At 71.6% G+C, this 18,585-nt stretch carries 17 protein-coding genes; 11 read left to right on the top strand and 6 right to left on the bottom strand.

Translation table 11 applies throughout. The features are described 5' to 3' along the window. Nucleotides 1-42: 42 nt before the first annotated feature. From ACFQ6S_RS15705 to ACFQ6S_RS15685, 5 genes are read left to right on the top strand one after another with little or no spacing between them, the layout of a single operon-like run. A complete protein-coding gene (locus ACFQ6S_RS15705) occupies nucleotides 43-1,188 on the top strand; it encodes a VOC family protein (RefSeq protein ID WP_383408740.1) in 1,146 nt (381 codons plus the stop codon). Next, nucleotides 1,185-2,123 carry a fumarylacetoacetate hydrolase family protein gene (locus tag ACFQ6S_RS15700; protein ID WP_383408737.1) on the top strand — a complete coding sequence of 313 codons (939 nt, stop codon included), beginning with the start codon at nucleotides 1,185-1,187 and terminating at the stop codon, nucleotides 2,121-2,123. The genes ACFQ6S_RS15705 and ACFQ6S_RS15700 overlap by 4 nt, the downstream gene beginning before the upstream one ends. Before the next feature lie 18 nt (nucleotides 2,124-2,141). Beyond that, entirely contained in the window at nucleotides 2,142-3,734 is a 1,593-nt protein-coding gene (locus tag ACFQ6S_RS15695; protein WP_383408734.1) for a bifunctional 3-(3-hydroxy-phenyl)propionate/3-hydroxycinnamic acid hydroxylase, read from the top strand. Next, complete coding sequence (locus tag ACFQ6S_RS15690) at nucleotides 3,731-5,704, top strand: acetoacetate--CoA ligase (protein ID WP_383408731.1); 1,974 nt, start codon at nucleotides 3,731-3,733, stop codon at nucleotides 5,702-5,704. The genes ACFQ6S_RS15695 and ACFQ6S_RS15690 overlap by 4 nt, the downstream gene beginning before the upstream one ends. Further along, nucleotides 5,701-6,054 (top strand): DoxX family protein, encoded by a 354-nt coding sequence (locus ACFQ6S_RS15685; RefSeq protein ID WP_383408728.1) that lies wholly within the window; start codon nucleotides 5,701-5,703, stop codon nucleotides 6,052-6,054. Before ACFQ6S_RS15690 ends, ACFQ6S_RS15685 begins: the two co-directional genes overlap by 4 nt. A 90-nt stretch (nucleotides 6,055-6,144) precedes the next feature. On the opposite strand, the gene ACFQ6S_RS15680 is transcribed toward ACFQ6S_RS15685, so the two are convergent. The 3 genes from ACFQ6S_RS15680 to ACFQ6S_RS15670 all read right to left on the bottom strand — a co-directional run bounded on the left by ACFQ6S_RS15680 (nucleotide 6,145) and on the right by ACFQ6S_RS15670 (nucleotide 7,629). Then, nucleotides 6,145-6,420, bottom strand: a complete 276-nt coding sequence (locus tag ACFQ6S_RS15680) for a hypothetical protein (RefSeq protein WP_383408725.1) — start codon at nucleotides 6,418-6,420, stop codon at nucleotides 6,145-6,147. A 173-nt stretch (nucleotides 6,421-6,593) separates the two neighbouring features. Further along, a complete protein-coding gene (locus ACFQ6S_RS15675; protein WP_383408722.1) occupies nucleotides 6,594-7,046 on the bottom strand; it encodes a DUF6174 domain-containing protein in 453 nt (150 codons plus the stop codon). 100 nt (nucleotides 7,047-7,146) lie between these two features. Then, a complete protein-coding gene (locus ACFQ6S_RS15670) occupies nucleotides 7,147-7,629 on the bottom strand; it encodes a MarR family winged helix-turn-helix transcriptional regulator (protein ID WP_383408720.1) in 483 nt (160 codons plus the stop codon). A 123-nt stretch (nucleotides 7,630-7,752) separates the two neighbouring features. Here ACFQ6S_RS15670 and ACFQ6S_RS15665 point away from each other — a divergent pair, with 123 nt between their 5' ends. Next, the gene (locus ACFQ6S_RS15665) at nucleotides 7,753-8,271 is read left to right on the top strand and encodes a YceI family protein (RefSeq protein WP_383408717.1); all 519 of its coding nucleotides are present in this window, start codon (nucleotides 7,753-7,755) and stop codon (nucleotides 8,269-8,271) included. Here ACFQ6S_RS15665 and ACFQ6S_RS15660 read toward each other — a convergent pair. Next, the gene (locus ACFQ6S_RS15660) at nucleotides 8,249-9,907 is read right to left on the bottom strand and encodes a hypothetical protein (RefSeq protein ID WP_383409290.1); all 1,659 of its coding nucleotides are present in this window, start codon (nucleotides 9,905-9,907) and stop codon (nucleotides 8,249-8,251) included. The two genes, ACFQ6S_RS15665 and ACFQ6S_RS15660, sit on opposite strands and share 23 nt — an antisense overlap. Nucleotides 9,908-10,063: 156 nt before the next feature. Then, nucleotides 10,064-14,104 carry a molybdopterin-dependent oxidoreductase gene (locus ACFQ6S_RS15655; protein WP_383408714.1) on the bottom strand — a complete coding sequence of 1,347 codons (4,041 nt, stop codon included), beginning with the start codon at nucleotides 14,102-14,104 and terminating at the stop codon, nucleotides 10,064-10,066. Between the two features lie 238 nt (nucleotides 14,105-14,342). Between ACFQ6S_RS15655 and ACFQ6S_RS15650 the strand changes: the two genes are divergently transcribed. From ACFQ6S_RS15650 to ACFQ6S_RS15635, 4 genes are all read left to right on the top strand, one after another. Further along, entirely contained in the window at nucleotides 14,343-14,732 is a 390-nt protein-coding gene (locus tag ACFQ6S_RS15650; RefSeq protein WP_383408711.1) for a cell division protein SepF, read from the top strand. Between the two features lie 86 nt (nucleotides 14,733-14,818). Then, nucleotides 14,819-16,024 (top strand): AAA family ATPase, encoded by a 1,206-nt coding sequence (locus ACFQ6S_RS15645; RefSeq protein WP_383408708.1) that lies wholly within the window; start codon nucleotides 14,819-14,821, stop codon nucleotides 16,022-16,024. Beyond that, nucleotides 16,021-16,347 carry a nucleotide pyrophosphohydrolase gene (locus ACFQ6S_RS15640; protein ID WP_383408705.1) on the top strand — a complete coding sequence of 109 codons (327 nt, stop codon included), beginning with the start codon at nucleotides 16,021-16,023 and terminating at the stop codon, nucleotides 16,345-16,347. Before ACFQ6S_RS15645 ends, ACFQ6S_RS15640 begins: the two co-directional genes overlap by 4 nt. 188 nt (nucleotides 16,348-16,535) lie before the next feature. Further along, the gene (locus ACFQ6S_RS15635; protein ID WP_383409288.1) at nucleotides 16,536-17,006 is read left to right on the top strand and encodes a DUF6099 family protein; all 471 of its coding nucleotides are present in this window, start codon (nucleotides 16,536-16,538) and stop codon (nucleotides 17,004-17,006) included. A 76-nt stretch (nucleotides 17,007-17,082) separates the two neighbouring features. Here ACFQ6S_RS15635 and ACFQ6S_RS15630 read toward each other — a convergent pair whose 3' ends face one another. Beyond that, entirely contained in the window at nucleotides 17,083-17,259 is a 177-nt protein-coding gene (locus ACFQ6S_RS15630) for a hypothetical protein (protein WP_383408702.1), read from the bottom strand. Between the two features lie 243 nt (nucleotides 17,260-17,502). Here ACFQ6S_RS15630 and ACFQ6S_RS15625 point away from each other — a divergent pair, with 243 nt between their 5' ends. Continuing rightward, entirely contained in the window at nucleotides 17,503-18,426 is a 924-nt protein-coding gene (locus ACFQ6S_RS15625) for an LLM class F420-dependent oxidoreductase (RefSeq protein ID WP_383408699.1), read from the top strand. Nucleotides 18,427-18,585: the final 159 nt, after the last annotated feature.

The following is an 18,585-nucleotide window of genomic DNA, read 5'->3' as shown; positions in this document are numbered from 1 at the left end:
TTGATGATTTCCTCATTACGGCAATGTTGCTCGGAGGGCACCATGTCTGAAACCCGCGTCCTGGGGGCTGAGGCCAAGACGGCCCACCAGGACCTTCACAGCGAACAGGGCGCCCTGCGCGGCGAGCATCCGGGCAGGTCCCGGAACCCCGTGATCAAGGTGGCCGACCTGGCCTGGCTGGAGTTCGAGAAGCCGGACCTGGACCGGGCCGAGGTGTTCGCCCGGGACTTCGGCTTCCAGATCGCCGCCCGCACCGACCGGGAGCTGTGGCTGCGCGGCACCCTCGCCGGCTCGCCCAGCATGGTGATCCGGCGCGGTCGCACGTCCCGTTTCATCGGACCGGCGTTCCGCGCCGCGGAGCGCGCCGACCTGGACCGGCTGGCACGGGCGACGGGGACGGACGTCCGGGACGCGGATGTCCCGGGCGGCGGCAAGGCCGTGGACCTGCTCGACCCGTCGGGCTTCCCCGTGCGCGTGGTGCACTGCGCGGAGCGGCTGCCGGCGCTCCCCGAGCAGCGGCCGCTGCTGCTCAACTTCGGCACCGACCACCGCCGTACGAACGCCACCCAGCGCCCGCCCCGCGCGCCGTCCCGTATCCAGCGCCTGGGGCATGTGGTCCTGGAGACAAGGGTGTTCGGCCGTGCCCTGGACTGGTATCTCGACACCCTCGGGATGATCGTGTCCGACTTCCTCTTCCTGGACGGGCAGCGCGACCGGGGTCCGACGATGGCGTTCATCCGCTGCGATCTGGGCGGCGTGCCGGCCGACCACCACACGCTCGCCATGCATCTGGGCCCCGGCAGCGGCTATGTCCACTCCGCCTACCAGGTCACCGACCTGGACTCGATCGCGGCCGGCGGCGAGTACCTGAACGAGCGCGGCTACAAGCGCAGTTGGGGTATCGGACGGCACATCCAGGGCAGCCAGCTCTTCGACTACTGGCGCGACCCCGACCGCTTCATGCTGGAGCACTTCGCCGACGGCGACCTGTTCTCCTGCGACGTCGAGCCCGGCTGGGCGCCCATGTCCACCAGCGGCCTCGCCCAGTGGGGCCCGCCGGCCACCCGTGACTTCCTCGGCGCCACGCCCACCCCCGCCAAGCTCCGCGAGGTGCTGCACGCCCTGCGCGGTGACAACGAACTCGACCCCGCCCGTCTGCTGGGCCTGCTGAAAGCAGTGAACTCATGAGCACCAACGTCCTGCGTACCGCCGACGGGTGGTGGGTGGTGCGCGACGCGCGCGCCGTCCCCGTCGACACCAAGGCCGTCACCACCGCCGAGCTGATCGCCGACCGGGCCGCCGTACAAGAGGCCGCGCTCTCCGATGCGCCGGGCACGCCCGTCGCCGACCTGGTGGCGCTGTCCCCGGTCACCACCCCCTGCCGGGTGGTCGCCCAGATGGTCAACTACCGCAGCCACGCCCGCGATTCGGGCTTCACCGGCGACATACCGCCCGCCTTCTTCCGCAAGGCGTCCGGCTCGGTCAGCGGTCCCGGCGAGGCCGTCGTGCGGCCCTCCCATGTCAGGTTCCTCGACTACGAGATCGAACTCGGCCTCGTCATGGGAGCGCAGCTGCCCGTCGGCGCCGTGGTCGAGGAGGACGACCTGCCGTCGTACGTCGCCGCGCTCGTCGTCACCAACGACATCAGCGCCCGCGACGTCCAGCTGACCAAGACGCAGTTCTACGAGAGCAAGTCGTACCCGACCTTCACGCCCACCGGGCCCCACCTCACGCTGCTGGAGCCGGACGACTTCACCCATCTCCTCGACCTGCGGCTGAGGTTGAGCGTCAACGGCGAGCTGCGCCAGGACCGCACCCTCGCCGACATGATCGTCCGCCCGGCACAGGCGCTGACGCTGCTGGCCCGCTTCCAGACCCTCGACCCCGGTGACCTGCTGCTGACCGGCACCCCCGGCGGCACCGCCCTGAAGGCCCCGCCCAAGCCGGTCGAGAAGATCGGCGCGCTGCTGCCGCCCGCCGTGAAGTGGAAGGCGTTCTTCAAGAGCCAGGCCAAGAACCCGCACTATCTGCACCCGGGTGACGTGATCACGGCGACGATCGCGACCCCGGACGGCCGTATCGACCTCGGTGAGCAGCGCACGCCCGTCGCGGACGCGCAGTAGGACCCGAGGGAGCCGCATATGACCGTCGAGAAACACTTGTCAGACATACCCGTCGTGATCATCGGCGCCGGTCCGGTGGGCGTGACCGCCGCCCTCCTGCTCGCCCGGCGCGGAGTGCGCAGCGTCGTCCTGGAACGCCACCAGGACGTCTACCCGCTCCCGCGCGCCCTCGTCGTCGACGACGAGGTGCGCAGGATCCTCCAGGCCGTGGGCGTCGGCGAGGAGTTCGCCGCGATCGTCCGCCCGGGCAACGGGCTGCGGCTGCTGGACGCGCGGCATCGGGTGATGGCCGAGTTCCGCCGCGCGGAGCACGGACCGCACGGCTATCCGCAGACCAGCATGTTCGAGCAGCCCGCACTGGAGCGACTGCTGCGCGACGCCCTGGCCCGGCACCCGGAGTGCGAACTGCTCAGCGGCGTGGAGGTCACCGGCATCGCACCGGACGCCGAGGGCCCGGTGCGCGTGACCTACCGCGACGAGGCCGGTGAACATCACCTGCGGGCCGAGGCGGTGCTCGGCTGCGACGGCGCGAACAGCCTCACCCGTGAGGCCATCGGCGCCGTATGGGAGGACCTGCGCTTCGAGGAGCGCTGGACCGTCATCGACGCGCGGACCACGGCCGACGTCCGCTGCTGGGAGGGCGTCGACCAGGTCTGCGACCCGGACCGGCCGGCGACCTTCATGCGCGTCGGCGAGGAGAGCTACCGCTGGGAGTTCCGGCTGCGCGACGGCGAGCAGCCGCCGGTCCGTGAGCTCGTCGCCCCGTGGCTGCCGCCCTCCTACGACGGGGACTTCGAGGTCGTCCGCGAGACGGCGTACACGTTCCGGGCGCGGATCGCCGACCGGTGGCGCAGCGGACGGGTCTTCCTTCTCGGCGACGCCGCCCACCTCACCCCGCCGTTCATCGGACAGGGCCTGTGCGCGGGGTTGCGGGACGCCTACAACCTCACCTGGAAGCTCGCCCGGGTCCTGCGGCAGGGCGGCGACGAGCGGCTGCTCGCCACCTACGAGAGCGAGCGGGCGCCCCACGCCCGGCATGTGATCCGGCTCGCGGTCGCCATGGGCTGGGCCATGACCGGCGGCCAGGACGGCGCCGCCGCGCTGCGCCGCAGGCTCCTGGCCGTGGCCTGCCGGATACCCGCCCTGACCGAGGCGGCCGGCCGCGATCTCAGTCCCGCCCTGACCACCGGGCCCCTCGTGCGGCGCCGTACCCGGCGCGGCAGCCGCCTCGTGGGCACCCACTGCCCGCAACCGTGGGTCGACGCCGACGGACGGCGCAGCCGCCTCGACGAGGTCCTCGGCGACACCTTCGCCGTGCTGACCGTGGCCGACCCCTCGCCCTCGCTGAACGCGCTCGCCCTCGGCCTCGGCGTCCGCGCGGTGCCCGTGTCCGAACTCCGCGACGACGGCACGCTCGCCGCCTGGCTGCGGGCCGGCCGGGCGGACGCCGTACTGCTGCGCCCCGACCGTGTGGTCATGGACGTCGTCCCGGCCGGGGCCCGCGACTTCACGGACACCACCGCCTGGGCGGCCCTCCTGCACACCACACGCAGCCCCCAACCTTCCCCACGGACCGTCGAGAAAAGCCTGCTGAGGAGCGCCACACGATGACCAGGCCGTACCCGGACCCCTTCATGACGCCCGATCCGCAGGCCGTCGAAGACAGCCGCATCATGGACTTCGCCCGCCATGCCGGGCTGGACGGCACCGACTACGCCGGACTGCACCGCTGGTCGGTCACCGACCTGGAGGGCTTCTGGGCAGCGGTGTGGGACTACTTCGGCATCGACGCGGACGCCCCGTACGAACAGGTGCTGGCCGAGGAAACCATGCCCGGCGCCCGCTGGTTCACCGGCGCCACCCTCAACTACGCCCACCACGCCCTGCGCAATCTCTCCGCCGACCGGCCCGCGATCATCGCGCTGGACGAGACCGGTGCCGGGTACCAGGTGACGGGAGAACGGCTGCGCTCCCTGGTCGCCTCCGTCGCCGCCACCCTGCGCGACCTGGGCGTCGGCAAGGGCGACCGGGTCGTCGGCTACCTGCCCAACACCCCGCACGCGATCGTCGCGTTCCTGGCCGCCGCGAGCCTCGGTGCCGTGTGGTCGGTGTGCGGACAGGACTACGCGCCCCAGGCGGCCGCCGACCGGTTCGCCCAGCTCCGGCCCACCGTGCTGGTCGCCGCCGACGGATACCTCTTCAACGGCACCACCCACGACCGCCGCGACGCCGCCCTCGAACTCGCCCGCGCGCTGCCGACGCTGAAGGCCACGCTGCTGGTGGACCACGTGGGCCTGCCGTGGCCGGCCCAGGCGTACCCGTCGCTGTTCGTCCCGTGGGAGGACGCGGCCACCCGCACCGAGGAACTCGACTGCACGCCGGTGCCGTTCGACCATCCCCTGTGGGTCGTCTTCTCCTCCGGCACCACCGGTCTGCCCAAAGGCATCGTCCACGGCCACGGCGGCGTGGTCCTTGAGCACCTGAAGACCCTCGGCCTGCACTCCGACCTCGGCCCCGACGACCGCCTGCTGTGGTACACCACCACCCACTGGATGATGTGGAACCTGGTGGCCTCCACCCTGCTCACCGGTGCCACCACGTGCACGTACGACGGCAGTCCCGCGCCCTTCGCCAAGCCCGGCGTCCTATGGGAACTGGCCGCCCGCCATCGCGTCACCGTCTTCGGCACCAGCCCCCAGTACCTGCTGGGCATGGCCAAGTTCGGCATCGACCCGTCCCTGCACGACCTGTCGTCGGTCCGTGTGGTCGGCTGCACCGGCTCCGCCCTGCCCGCCTCCGCCTACCCGTGGGTCCGCGACCACGTGGGCGACCGTGTGCTGCTCGCCTCGATCAGCGGCGGCACCGACGTCGTCTCCGGCTTCGCGGGCAGCGCCCCCAACACCCCCGTCTGGGCGGGGGAGTTGTCCGCGCCCCACCTGGGCGTGGCCCTGGCCGCGTACGACGCCGAGGGCCGCCCGATCACCGACCAGGTCGGAGAGCTGGTCCTCACCCGTCCCATGCCGTCGATGCCGCTGCACTTCTGGAACGACCCCGACGGCACCCGCTATCGCGACGCCTACTTCGCGTCCTACCCGGGCGTTTGGCGGCACGGCGACTGGATCACGGTCACCGGTCACGGCTCGGTGATCGTCCACGGCCGTTCCGACAGCACGCTGAACCGCAACGGTGTCCGCCTGGGCAGTGCCGACATCCACGACGTCGTCGAACGGCTGCCCGAGATCACCGAGTCGCTGGTCATCGGCGCCGAAGAGCCCGACGGCGGTTACTGGATGCCGCTGTTCGTGGTCCCAGCGGCCGGGGTGACCCTGGACGACGCGCTCCGCGAGAAGATCCGCGACGCCATCCGCACGGGCGCCTCACCGCGGCATGTCCCCGACGAGATCCTCGAAGTGCCGGGCATCCCGCACACCCGCACCGGCAAGAAGCTGGAAGTCCCGATCAAGCGCCTCCTGCAGGGCGCCCCGGTCGAGCAGGTCCTCAACCCGGGCGCCGTGGACGCCCCCGACCTCATCGACCACTTCGCCCGCCTGGGCGCCGGTCGCCGCGAGCGGTCGGCATGACGACGGCACAGATCGCCCTCGCCGTCGCGCTGTGCCTGGTCCTCCTCCCCCTGGGCCTGGCGAAGATCGCCGCGGTGCCGTTCATGCGCCGAGCGGCAGCCCATCTCGGCATGTCGGCGGGGCATTACCGGGTCATCGGTGCCTTGGAGGTGGCCAGCGCCGTCGGGCTGCTGCTCGGGCCGGTTTCGGTCCCGCTCGGCGTGGCCGCCGCCGTCGGGCTGGCGCTGCTGATGGCCGCGGCAGCCGTGGTCCATCTGCGTCACGGCGACCCACCGGCGCGGGCCGTGCCCGCGGCCGTACTGGCTCTGGCGGTTGTGGCCTACGCGGGGGTGGCGATCGCCGCCGGCTGACGGTCCGGGAGGTGGGCGACAACAGACCCGGACAGGCGGTCAGCTGTGCGCTGACCGCCTGTGCTCTCCGGTGGTGGTGCTGCGCTCGTCCTAGAAGGCGCTGTTGTTGCAGCCCATCGTCGAGCCGAGGTGGGTGCTCTGGGCTCCCGAGTCGCCCTCTCCGTTGAGGCCGTTGCCCAGGACGCCGTTGAGCAGGCCGACCACACCGAGGATGTCGATGTTCAGGTCGTGGGATTTGCAGTTGGTGCTCTGCTTGACGCCGATCTGGTCGCCCCCGGGGCCGTCGGCGTGGGCGGTGCCGGCGGCCAGGAGTCCGACGGTGCTGAGGGCGGCGACCAGGACGGCGGCCTTGCGAAGCTTGTGCATGTCATCTCCGGTGGAGCGAAGTGGATGCGACTCGTGAAGGATCGACTCCTTACAGCCACGGGAGATTAATGAGAAATGCCCCAAATAATCCTAAGACGCGCCGTTATTTGGGATCTTCTACCTGAACTGTCCATCTGCAGCCGGACGGCAGAGCGGCCCGGTCGTCCGCCCCGCTAGCCATCGGCCGGTTCGAAGTCGCTGATGGCGTACAGGGCTTCGTCGTCGATGGCGTTCTTCATCCAGTCCAGCGAGATCCGCACCGGGTGTCCGTCGTCCGCGTACTCGGCCTCGGCCCGGTCCGCGTCGTCCCGTCGCGCCTGCTCCAACTCCGCCAGGAGTTCCGCGATGGTGGGCACCGCGTCGGGTACGTCCTCGACGACCCGTCGGCCACTGTCGTCGAGGCCCACGGCCTTGACCACCGCGCCGTCGCGGACGGTGATCCGGAAGGCGCCGATCAGACTCCGTTCCCCTTCGCTCGAGCGGAGCGTGTAGGTGTACGAGGCGGGTTCCCGCCACGCGGCGGACTCCTGCGACGGTGCGGTCTCGGTGCCGCTGCCGCAGGCGGCGACCGCGCAGATCAAGCCCCCCACCAGTGCGGCGCGGGCAGTCACGGGTACGGCGGTCATGGCGGCACTCCCTTCGAGGACGGGTACCGCTATGACGCCGGTCACGCGTGGAACGTTCGCGCGACGCCTCAACTCCTCTCCCGCAGGGCGCAGTCGTGCGCTAATCCGGGGTCGCCTCCGCGGCGAAGTCGGGCATCAGCGCGCACATCGCCTGGCGCTGGGCGGGACCCATGAACCGCTCCAGCGCCTCCTTCACCGTCTCGGCGAGCACCGCGGACGCCTCCTTGAGCAGGCCCCGCGCCTTCTCGGTGAGGGCGACCTCGACGCCGCGCTTGTCGCCGCAGACCGACTTGCGGGTGACCAGACCGGCGTGCTGGAGGCAGGCGATCTGGTAGGTGAGGCGGGTCTTCGGGCGGCCCAGGAGCTCGGCGATCCGCGTCATGCGCACCGCCTGGCCGGGGTCCGCGGCGAGCAGGCACAGGACCAGGAACTCGTCGTGCGAGACGTCCAGCCGGTCCTTGACGACGGAGCGCAGCTCCTGCTCCACCGCTCCCGTCGCGGCCAGCATCAGCATCCAGGCGTGCAGCTCGGCGGGCAGGAGTCCGTCGCCGGAGGCGGAGGGGCAGTCGGAGAGGTCGGCCATGAATTCGAGTGTAGCTGTTGTTCAAATTTGGAGTATCGGCTAGCGTGCTGGTGTCGTCCAAATTTGGATTACAGATCCCCGGCAGACCCCCTGCGATGCCCCGAAGCTCAGGAGTGAAAGATCATGACCGTCGCCGTCGAAACCGGAACCTGGCAGCTCGACACCACCGCCTCCACCGTCGCCCTGCGGCACAGGACCATGTGGGGCCTGGTCAACGTGAAGGGCGCCTTCGCCGCCGTCACCGGCAACGGCGAGGTGCGGCCCGACGGCTCGGCCGTGGGCGCCATCACCCTGGACGTCGCCTCCCTCGACACCCGCAACGCCAAGCGCGACGAGCACCTGCGCTCCGCCGACTTCTTCGACGCCGCCAACCACCCCGAGATCACCTTCTCGGTCCGCAGCGCCGAACTGCGCGACGGTGACGAGGTGCACGTCGTCGGTCAGCTCACCGTCCGGGGCATCAGCCGGCCCAAGTCCGTCACCGCACGACTCGTCGGCGCGGACGACGGGTCGCTCACCCTGGACGCCGAATTCAGCGTGGACCGCGCGCAGTTCGCCATGGGCTGGAACCAGCTCGGCATGATCCGCGGCCTCACCACCGTCGCCACCACGCTCCGCTTCACACGGACGGCCGCAGCCTGAGATCGACGCTCGACAGCGTCTGCGGTACGGCCGTCAGGGCCCGCAGCCGGATCCGTACACCCGGCCGGGGCAGAGCGAACCTCCCCGCCGGCGGCCGGAGTTCATAGCGCGCCCTGGCGTGGGCGGGCAGCGTGGCCGGACCCCGTACGACCGTCCAGTACCGGCCCATGCCCTGGCCCGTGGTCAGCGTGAAGTGGGGCGCGAGGGCGACGGCGTCCGTGTTGGTGACCTCGACGCCCAGGCGCGCCACGGCAGCCGGCCTCGCCCAGCGCACCGAGGCCGGACGCATGGCCAGCGGCGGCGTCCCGGTCGCAGCCCACGCCGTGCTCGCCAGGGCCGGGGCGAGCAGCAGCACGGCCGCCGCGATCCGCGCCGGACGTCGGGAGACCATCCGCGGCTGCCAGGCCGCGGCGAACTCCGACGCCGGCGCGGTGACCGCCGCCGCCAGCCACAGCGGCGTCAGCATCAGGTAGTAGCCGTCCTGGGAACGCGTCGCGAGGAAGAACGCGCACCACGGCAGCACGGTCGCCGCGGGCCCCAGCCGCCGTACGAACAGCACGAACAGTGCGAGCAGTCCCACTTCCAGCAGCATGCTCGCGCGGGAGTACCAGTCGAGCCGGTCACTGCCGTCGGTGAAGTACAGCGAGATACCCACCGCGCCCTGCCCGTGGATCACGGCACCCTGGGTCAGCGGCAGCGCTATGCCCCGGATCCAGGTTCCCGGCTCACTCACGACGAAGTACGTGTTGATCAGCAGCCATACGACTCCGGCGGCCCCGCCGGTCCGCGCCACCACCAGCGCCGCCGCCCGCGTGCCCAGCTCCCCGCGCCGCACGGCGTAGATCCCGGCCAGCAGGAACGGCGCGAGGAACCACGGCAGTTGCTGCGCCGCGCAAGCCGCCCCCAGACACGCCGCCCGCGCCAGCCCGCCCGTCCCGAGCCGCCCGCCCCGCCCGATCCGCGGCCACCGCACCACCACCGGCACCAGCAGGGCCAGCGCCACGATCGCCGGATAGCCGAGGCGGGCGTACGACGGAAGGAACCCGAAGCCCAGGCACGCCATCGTCGCCGCCGACCGCCACGGCGCGGGCAGCATCCGCCACAGCACGACGGTGCCTGCGATCAGGGCCGCCGTGCTCACGACGGTCGCGGCCAGCGCCCCGTGCCCCAGCCACAGCAGCGCCGCCGTCAGCAGCGGGGCCAGGGGCGGATAGCCGTACGTGAAGTCGTAGCCGCCCGTGACCGTCGGGGTGAGGGCGACACCGTGGCCGAAGAGCCAGGGCCAGGGCTGTCCGTAGACGGGGTGCCCGGCGACCAGCTCACGGGCGGCCTGGGTGGTCAGGAGCGCCTCGTCGCTGCCGCCGTGGTGCATCACCCACGCGCACAGCGTCAGCGTCACCGCGGTCACCAGCACGCAAAGGTCCAGCCGCGCCAGCGACCTCGCCCGCCGCACGACGAGCGCCAGTACGCCGCAGACCAGGATCGAGGCGTAGCACAGCGAGACGACGGCGGCAACGACGAGGCGATGGCTCGCCGCCGACGTCCAGATCGCCCGGGTGCCGACGAAGAGGCTGACGTCGGCGAGGAGGGTCAGGACGCGGTGCCACTGGGCGGGCGGTTCCGGGACGGCGGGCACCGGCGACCGTGTCCCCCGATGCGGTGTCACCCACTGCTGTTCTGCCGACTGCACGCCACCGGACGGTAATCAGGCCTGGTGAGCGAGGTGCCGAGGGACGTGAAGAGTCCGGTGTGAGCCGGGTGAGAAGATCCCCGGCGTTGCCGGCGACCCCGGTCAGTAGACGTCCCGCACGTACCGCTTCGCCGCCGCCAGCTGCTTCACGTACGCCGACGCCTCGGCCTCCTCCAGACCGCCGTGCGTGACCGCGATGTCCCTCAGGGCCCGGTCCACGTCCTTCGCCATGCGCGAGGCGTCGCCGCAGACGTAGAAGTGGGCGCCGTCCTGCAACCAGCGCCACAGCTCCGGGCCGTGCTCGCGCATCCGGTCCTGGACGTACACCTTGTTGCGCTGGTCGCGGGAGAACGCGGTGTCGAGGCGGGCGAGCACGCCCTCGTCGAGCAGCGAGGTCAGCTCGTCCTCGTAGTAGAAGTCGGTGGCCCGGTGCTGCTCGCCGAAGAACAGCCAGTTGGGCGCCTTGTGCCCGAGCGCGCGCCGCTCCTGGAGGAAGCCGACGAACGGCGCGACACCGGTACCGGGGCCGACCATCACCATCGGCGTCGCGGCGTCGGCCGGCGGCCGGAAGTGCGGGGAGCGCTGCACGAAGACCGGCACTTCGGTGGCGGACTCCGCGTCGGCGAGGAAGGGCGAGCAGACCCCGCCGCGCGGCCGGCCGTGCAGATTCTCGTAGCGCACGACGGAGACCGTCAGGGAGACGCTGTGCGGGTCGACGAGCGGGCTGGACGATATGGAGTACAGCCGCGGCTGGAGTTTCCTGAGCACCCCGGCCCACTCCTCGGCGCCCGCCCGCACGGGGTGTTCGGCGACGACGTCCACGGCCTGCCGTCCCCAACTCCACTGTGCCAGCCCGTCCTTGTTGTCGGGCCGGAGCAGCCTGCGCAACCCCCGGTCGTCCCGGGCGCGTTCGGCGACGAAGCGGAGCAGATCCGGGGTGATCTTCGTGATGTCGAGGTGCCGGTGCAGGGCGTCGGCGAAGGACATCTCGCCGACGCCGTCCATCTCGACGGCCGTCGAGCCGTCGACTCCGGTGACCGCCAGCCACTCCGCCACCAGCGCCGACGAGTTGACCGGCCGTATGCCGAGCGCGTCGCCCGTCTCGTACGGCAGCGGGGTCCCGCTCGTGTCGAACGTGAAGCGCCGCACCTCCTTGCCCGCGCCGGGCCCGCTGAGCAGCCGGTTGCCGACGAGGCGGGCGGTGCTGGGATCCGGCTTGGCCCTGGACTTCGGCCGCTCGGCGGCGGGGGCCTGCGTGCTGCCCAGCGCCGTGAGGACCTGGTCCAGCCACGCCCCCGCGGACGGCTCGTAGTCCGGCTCGCAGTCCGTACGGGGGGCCATGCGCACCCCGCCCAGTTCGTCCAGCCGTGCGTCGAGACGGCGCCCGTGCCCGCAGAAGTCGTCGTACGAGGAGTCGCCGAAGGCGAGCACGGCGTACCGCACGCCGTCCAGGCGCGGCGCCTGCCCGTCGGACAGCGTGTCCCAGAGGCCGGAGCCGTTGTCGGGTGCGTCGCCGTCGCCGAACGTGCTGGTGATGAAGAGCAGGTCGGCCGTCCGGGCGAGGGCGCGGACATCGGCCTCGTCCATGCCGACCAGGCTGGTCCGGTGCCCGGCCGCGCCCAGCCGCTCGGCGGTGGCGGTGGCGAACTCCTCGGCGTTGCCGGTCTGTGAGGCCCAGAGCACGACGACCTCGCGGCCCTGCCGATCGCTCGGTTCCGCCGCTCTCGCCGCCGTACGGGAGTACATGCCGGCCAGGACGCCGTTCACCCACAGCGCGTGCTCGGGGCTGAAGGGCGCGTCCGGCGGCAGGACGGGGATGCCGGGCGCGCCGGTCTCGATGCCGGCGAGGAAGCCGGTCAGATAGAGGCGTTCCTGTGCGGAGAGGACGGGCGGCTGAGCGGGTTGCAGACCGAAGGCACCGGCCGGGCCGGGGGCGACGGCCGTCGGCGTCAGCACTGCCACCGGCCCCTCCGGCAGGGGAGCCGCGGGAGCCGCGGGAGCCGCCACCTTCGTCAGGGACACCGCGCACACCTTGAACTCCGGCTGGAAGGAGATCGGATCCACCGCGTCGCTGGTCACCGCGTTGACGCTGAGGTACTCCCCGAACAGGTCGTTCCAGTGGAACGGTGCGAAGCAGTCACCCGGCCGCACCCGGTCGGTCACGACGGCCGGCAGCACCGCCCGTCCCCGCCGCGAGGCGACCTCCACCCGGTCCCCGTCGGCGATCCCCAGCTCCCGTGCGTCCTGCGGGTGCACCTCCACGAACGGCCCCGGGTTCAGCTTGTTGAGCTTGGCGACCCTCCCCGTCTTCGTCAGCGTGTGCCACTGGTGCTGCACCCGCCCGGTGTTCAGTACGAAGGGATAGTCGCCGTCCGGCATCTCGGCGGCCGGCAGGTGCGGCCGCGCGTGGAAGACACCCCGCCCGCTCGGGGTCGGGAAGCGCAGCCCGCCGTCCGCGTCGACGTAGCGGATCGGATTGCGCGCGGGCCCTTCCACATCGGCCGCGGGCCACTGCACGGGCGTGGCCCGCAGCCGCTCGTAGGTCACCCCGCGCAGATCCCAGCCGGTCACCGGGTTCCAGGCGCGCCGTATCTCCTCGAAGACGTCCTCGGCACTGTCGTACGAGAACCCCTTCTCGTACCCCATCGCACACGCGACGGCCGCGATGATCCGCCAGTCGGCCATCGCCTCGCCCGGCGGGTCGGTCACCGGCCTGGTCAGCGTGAGGTTGCGTTCGCTGTTGACGAAGACGCCCTCGCCCTCGGTCCACATCGCGCCCGGCAGTACGACATCGGCGTACGCGTTGGTCTCGGTCTCCCCGAAGACGTCCTGCGTGACGACGAACTCGGCGGCTTCCAGCCCCTCGATGACCGTACGGCGGTTGGCGACCGAGGCGACGGGGTTGGTGCAGATGATCCAGCAGGCCTTGATCTCGCCGTCGGTCATCCTCTGGAACATCTCGACGGTCCCCTTGCCGACCCCGTCGGCGCGCAGGGTGCCCGGCGGCAGCTCCCACAGCTCCTCGACGAAGTCCCGCTCGGCGTCGACGAGGACGGACCGCTGCCCCGGCAGCCCCGGCCCCATGTAGCCCATCTCGCGCCCGCCCATCGCGTTGGGCTGCCCGGTGAGGGAGAAGGGACCGGACCCCGGGCGGCAGAGGGCGCCGGTGGCCAGATGCAGGTTGACCAGGGCGTTGGTGTTCCAGGTGCCGTGCGTGGACTGGTTGAGCCCCATCGTCCAGCAGCTCATCCACTCGTCTGCTTCGCCGATCAGCCGCGCGGCGGTGCGCAGGTCGTCCTCGGCGAGGCCGGTGATCTTCGCCACGGCGGCAGGTGTGTAGTCGGCGAGGAAGGCCGGCATCTCCTCCCAGCCCTCGGTGTGGGCGGCGATGAAGTCGGGGTCGGTGCGGCCGTTCTCCACGAGCAGGTGGAGGAGGCCGTTGAGGAGGGCGAGGTCGGTGCCCGGCTTGATCTGGAGGAAGAGATCGGCCTTGGCGGCGGTGGCGGTACGCCGGGGGTCCACGACGATCAGCTTCGCGCCCGCCTTGACCCGCTCCATCATGCGCAGGAAGAGGATGGGGTGGCAGTCGGCCATGTTCGAGCCGATGACCAGGAAGACGTCCGCGTGGTCGAAGTCGTCGTAGGAGCCGGGAGGTCCGTCGGCGCCGAGGGACAGCTTGTATCCCATGCCCGCGCTGGCCATGCACAGCCGTGAGTTCGACTCGATCTGGTTGGTCCTGATGAACCCCTTGGCCAGCTTGTTCGCCAGGTACTGGGCCTCCAGGCTCATCTGCCCCGACACATAGAGGGCGACCGCGTCCGGCCCGTGCTCGTCGATGATCGCGCGCAGCCGGCGGGCGGTCTCGGCGATGGCGTCGCCGACCGGGCAGGGCACCGGCTCCTCGCCCCGGTCGTCCCTGACCAGCGCGGTGGTCAGCCGGCCGGGCGCGGCGAGCAGGTCGGCCGTGGTCGCGCCCTTCGTGCACAGCCGGCCCGCGTTCGCCGGATGTGTCCTGTCGCCGGAGGCCTTCAGGACCGTACGCCGCCCGTCGGGCCCCCTCCCGACGTCCAGCAGGATCCCGCAGCCGACACCGCAGTAGGTGCAGACCGTCCGGACCTGGGTCGTGGGGGTGGTCGAGGTCACGCGGGGCCCTTCTGGGGTCGGGGTGCTGTCTGGAGCGTACGAATTGCCCGTTACGTCGATGTCACATCCCTTGATCATGAGGAGTTACGTCGGCCACACAGTCGCGGATGGCGCGATGTGAGGGATATGACGCCATGCGATACCGTCGCGGTCCGTGTCGCTGTTGGGCCGAACGGGTGACTTGAAGTAAGAATTGGCCGGTGCAGGCATTGAAGGCGAGTCAAGGCGGGGGGAGCCGGTGAACAGCCACGACGTCACCGATGAACAGTGGGAAGGGCTCGCCCAGGTCGTGCCGCTGCGCGGCCGCGACGCGTGGCCGTCCGCGGTGGACCATCGTGCGATGCCGGAAGCGGTGACCGAGCCGCGGCGGCGCTTCGTCGTGCTCCGGGTCAATGTGTTCGGGGACGCCCGCGACGTCGCCGAGACGCTCATGGCGGGAATTCCGGTGCTGCTGGATCTGACGGGCGCGGAGAACGAGGTCGCCAAGCGGGTTCTCGATTTCAGCACCGGCGTGGTCTTCGGGCTGGGCAGCGGGATGCACCGGGTGGACCGCAATGTGTTTCTGCTGACGCCGCCGGGGACCGAGGTGAGCGGGCTGATGGAGGGCGCCGGGGTCCCGGGCGCGTGACGGGCTCGCCGGGGCGCTCGCTCGTTCGTAGGAAGGGCGCCCGGGTGTAACGGTTCGCCCGGTGACCGGGGGCCTACGGTCCGGACATGGCCGTGTCGTGTGTGTCTGGTGCCGTGTCCTTGCCGTCTCAGGAACGCCGTGGGGGTGAGCCGTCCGGTACGGCGGGCGACGGTGCGCCGCCCGGCCGGCCTCGGCTGACCGAGCTGCGGCTGTCCGCGTTCGCCGGGCATCGGCGGACCGCGTTCCCGCTCGGGGCGCTCACGCTCTTCACCGGGCCGAGCGGCAGCGGGAAGAGCAGTGCGTTACGGGCGTACGAGGCGCTGGCACGGCTCGGTGGGGGTGCCGGGGTCGGGGAGGTGTTCCTGGACCCGGTGGCATGCGTTCCGGAACGGGCCCGGCCCGACGCCCAGCGTCGCCGCGGCTTCCGTGTCGGCTGCACCGCCGACGGTCCCGAGGGTCCGGTGCGGCTCGATGTCGCCGTGCAGGCCGAGCCCGAACTGCGGATCGTGGGGGAGCGGTTGAGCGCGGGCGGTCTCGTTCTGCTGGAGACCGCCCTGCGTGATCCGAGCCGGCCCTTTGTGCAGGCCGCCTGGCATACGGCCGGGCAGTCGCCGGTGACACGGGCGCCGCTGCCCGACGACCGGCTCGGTACCGCGTTGCTGCCGCTGCGGGTGGCCGGCAAGACGGACGGGCAGCGGCGGGTGCTGGCCGCGGCCGAGCAGATGGTGGTGGCCCTGCGGTCGGTGTTCGCCTGCGATCCCCGGCCGGAGCGGATGCGGGCCGCGGTGCCGCTCGGGTCCGGGCGGCTGCTCGGCGGGTGCGACAACCTCGCCGAAGTGCTGTGGCGGACGCGGACGGAGTGCGGGCAGCGGCATGCGCAGCTGGTGGCGGCGGCCCGGGCGGGGTGTGCGGGGGTGGTCGCGGATGTGGTCGGCGAGGTGCTGGCGGACGGGACCGTGCGGGGAGTGCTCGATCGGGGGGACCGGGTGCGGACCGAGCTCGGGCGGTTGGGGGACGGTGAGCTGCGGTATCTCGCGCTGTCGTTGGTGCTGCTGACGGGGCCCGGGGTATGGGAGATCGATCCGGTGGGGGAGGTTCCCGCGGCCCTGCAGACACTGACCGTGCTGGCGGACGGGCTTGATCGAGGGCTGGATCCGGGGCAGCGCACGGAGCTCCTGCAGCTGGCCTCGCGGATGTGCGAGCGGGGGCACATCCGGCTGGTCGGGGCGGTGAGCGACGGGTCGGGGGTGGCCGAGGCGGGCGGCGCGACGGTGGTACATCTTGAGGCGTGACCGAACCTCTTGATGTGGCCGAGCTGCAGCGCAGGCTGGCCGAGTTCGCCGCCGCGCGGAACTGGCAGCCGTATCACACGCCGAAGAACCTCGCGGCGGCGCTGAGCGTCGAGGCGTCCGAACTCCTGGAGATCTTCCAGTGGTCGACGCCGGAGGAGTCGGCGCGGGTCATGGACGACGCGGACACCGCGGCGCGGGTGACGGATGAGGTAGCGGATGTGCTGGCGTATCTCCTGCAGCTCTGTGAGGTGCTGGGGATCGATGTGCTGGCTGCGCTGGACGCGAAGATCGATCGGAACGAGCGGAGGTTTCCCGCGCCGTAGGGGAGCGCCGGGGAGGGGCTACGTCCGCTTGTACGCTCCGTATTCATTCAGCTGGCCGCAACCGAAAAGTTGTCCATAGATTTCCGTCTTCCTCTGGCTTTTCGTCTCAAGCGCCCTCACTCTGGGTAGTGAACAAGGGAGTTCGGGCGGACGCGTGGGCAGCGCGTCGCGACAGACGGGGACTGCGGATGGACGCGGTGCGGCTCATCTTGACTAGCAGGCGTGCGCTGGCGGGTAGTGGGGGCGCGCCGGAGACCATGACCGAGGTGTGGCAGGCGCAGGCCCTGGCTCAGGCGATCGGGAGCCGGCTGGCGGTCTTCGGTCCCCCCGAACTGCGGGGCGAGGCACTGGGGCTGACGGAGCTCGCGGGGCGCGGGTGCGGGGTCCTGGATGTGCCGGATCTGGCGGACGGCGACTTACTGGCGGCCCAGCTCACGGAGCTGGGCGATGCGCGGCAGGCGCTGATGCATCTGGGGAGCCTGCTGGGCGAGGTCGGGATCGCCATGGTCGGTCTGGCCAGCGCGTCGGACGACGAGGCGACGTACTGGCAGTGCATGGAGGCGATCGACGCGGCTGACGAATCCCGGGACCGGGTGCTGGAGATGCTGCGGAGACTGGCGGACCGGGAGGAGGTGTTGGCGGAGCGGGAGGCGGGGTAGCGGGGGCCCGGGGGCGGCAGCCCCCAGCACCGCCCGCGGCCGGCGACGGTTCGCGGCCCGCTCGGCCGACGGCCCGTCAGCCCGTCTCGCCCTCCTGCCGTCGGCCTTGCCCGGGGCCGCCGGTCGACTGCAGGTCCGCGTCCAGCGCCGACAGGTCCGCGTTGAGGGCGGCCATCAGCTCCTCCATCTGCTGGAGCAGCCCTTTCGGCTGGCCGGTACCGCCGCTCTGCGGTGGCGCGAATTCCTCGGACATGACGGCCTCCTCGGGCCTCCGGCCCCCCAGTGGCAGTGGGCCGACACGCTGACGCTCCAGGCTTGACAGGCCGGGGCGGGGGCCGGGCGGTCCGGCTCCGACCGAGCCAACGATCACCGTCGGGGGCGGTCACTGGCCTGGGCCGACGGCGGCTTTCGCGTTGACGGAATTCACCCGACCGGGGATGCGGAGGCCAGGGGGACCGGTGCGGTTGACGGCCGTCGCGGCGTGCAGGATGGGGGCATGGATCTTCGCATCTTCACCGAGCCCCAGCAGGGGGCCACCTACGAGACCTTGCTCCGCGTGGCGAAGGCCACGGAGGATCTTGGGTTCGATGCCTTCTTCCGGTCCGACCATTATTTGCGGATGGGCTCCGGAGACGGTCTGCCCGGACCCACCGACGCCTGGATCACGCTCGCCGGTCTCGCCCGGGAGACCAAGCGGATCCGCCTCGGCACGCTGATGACCGCCGGCACCTTCCGGCTGCCCGGCGTGCTCGCCATCCAGGTCGCCCAGGTCGACCAGATGTCGGGCGGCCGCGTCGAACTGGGCCTGGGCGCCGGCTGGTTCGAGGAGGAGCACAAGGCGTACGGCATCCCGTTCCCGAAGGAGAAGTTCGGGCGGCTGGAGGAGCAGCTCGCCATCGTCACGGGGCTGTGGGCCACCGAGACCGGCGCGACCTTCGACTTCCACGGCACCCACTACGACCTCACCGACTCGCCCGCACTGCCCAAGCCGGCCCAGAGCAAGGTTCCGGTTCTGATCGGCGGGCACGGCGCCACCCGTACGCCGCGGCTCGCCGCCAAATACGCCGACGAGTTCAACATGCCCTTCGCCTCGATCGAGGACAGCGAGCGGCAGTTCGGGCGGGTGCGGGCCGCCGCCGAGGAGATCGGCCGCAAGGGGGACGACCTCGTCTACTCCAACGCCCTTGTCGTGTGCGTGGGCAAGGACGACCAGGAGATCGCCCGGCGCGCCGCCGCCATCGGCCGTGAGGTCGACGAGCTCAAGGCCAACGGGCTCGCGGGCTCTGCGAGCGAGGTCGTCGACAGGATCGGCCGGTTCCAGGAGATCGGCTCGCAGCGGATCTACCTTCAGGTCCTCGACCTGGCCGACCTGGACCACCTGGAGCTCATCTCCTCCCAGGTCCAGTCCCAGTTGTCGTAGTTCTCGGTCCGGCGCATTTCGGCTCGCGGCCCTCGGGAGCGTCCTGCCCGGGGGCCGTGGTGTGGGCAGGGACGGGTAAAAACCCCAGGTGGTTCCGACCTGTGCTCGGTAACTTGTACAGGCGGCGCACAGGCGCAGCTCAGACCCTATTCGAAGGCC

Origin of the sequence: Streptomyces sp. NPDC056479, assembly GCF_042795335.1 — a bacterium.
Lineage (GTDB): Bacteria > Actinomycetota > Actinomycetes > Streptomycetales > Streptomycetaceae > Streptomyces.
This window is presented reverse-complemented; position numbering and strand designations above follow the sequence as displayed.

Bases quoted from the DNA above. Each gene is read 5' to 3' on its own strand.
- ACFQ6S_RS15705 (WP_383408740.1), top strand. From the start codon at position 43: ATGTCTGAAACCCGCGTCCTGGGGGCTGAGGCCAAGACGGCCCACCAG.
- ACFQ6S_RS15700 (WP_383408737.1), top strand. From the start codon at position 1,185: ATGAGCACCAACGTCCTGCGTACCGCCGACGGGTGGTGGGTGGTGCGC.
- ACFQ6S_RS15695 (WP_383408734.1), top strand. From the start codon at position 2,142: ATGACCGTCGAGAAACACTTGTCAGACATACCCGTCGTGATCATCGGC.
- ACFQ6S_RS15690 (WP_383408731.1), top strand. From the start codon at position 3,731: ATGACCAGGCCGTACCCGGACCCCTTCATGACGCCCGATCCGCAGGCC.
- ACFQ6S_RS15685 (WP_383408728.1), top strand. From the start codon at position 5,701: ATGACGACGGCACAGATCGCCCTCGCCGTCGCGCTGTGCCTGGTCCTC.
- ACFQ6S_RS15680 (WP_383408725.1), bottom strand. From the start codon at position 6,420: ATGCACAAGCTTCGCAAGGCCGCCGTCCTGGTCGCCGCCCTCAGCACC.
- ACFQ6S_RS15675 (WP_383408722.1), bottom strand. From the start codon at position 7,046: ATGACCGCCGTACCCGTGACTGCCCGCGCCGCACTGGTGGGGGGCTTG.
- ACFQ6S_RS15670 (WP_383408720.1), bottom strand. From the start codon at position 7,629: ATGGCCGACCTCTCCGACTGCCCCTCCGCCTCCGGCGACGGACTCCTG.
- ACFQ6S_RS15665 (WP_383408717.1), top strand. From the start codon at position 7,753: ATGACCGTCGCCGTCGAAACCGGAACCTGGCAGCTCGACACCACCGCC.
- ACFQ6S_RS15645 (WP_383408708.1), top strand. From the start codon at position 14,819: ATGGCCGTGTCGTGTGTGTCTGGTGCCGTGTCCTTGCCGTCTCAGGAA.
- ACFQ6S_RS15635 (WP_383409288.1), top strand. From the start codon at position 16,536: ATGGACGCGGTGCGGCTCATCTTGACTAGCAGGCGTGCGCTGGCGGGT.
- ACFQ6S_RS15630 (WP_383408702.1), bottom strand. From the start codon at position 17,259: ATGTCCGAGGAATTCGCGCCACCGCAGAGCGGCGGTACCGGCCAGCCG.
- ACFQ6S_RS15625 (WP_383408699.1), top strand. From the start codon at position 17,503: ATGGATCTTCGCATCTTCACCGAGCCCCAGCAGGGGGCCACCTACGAG.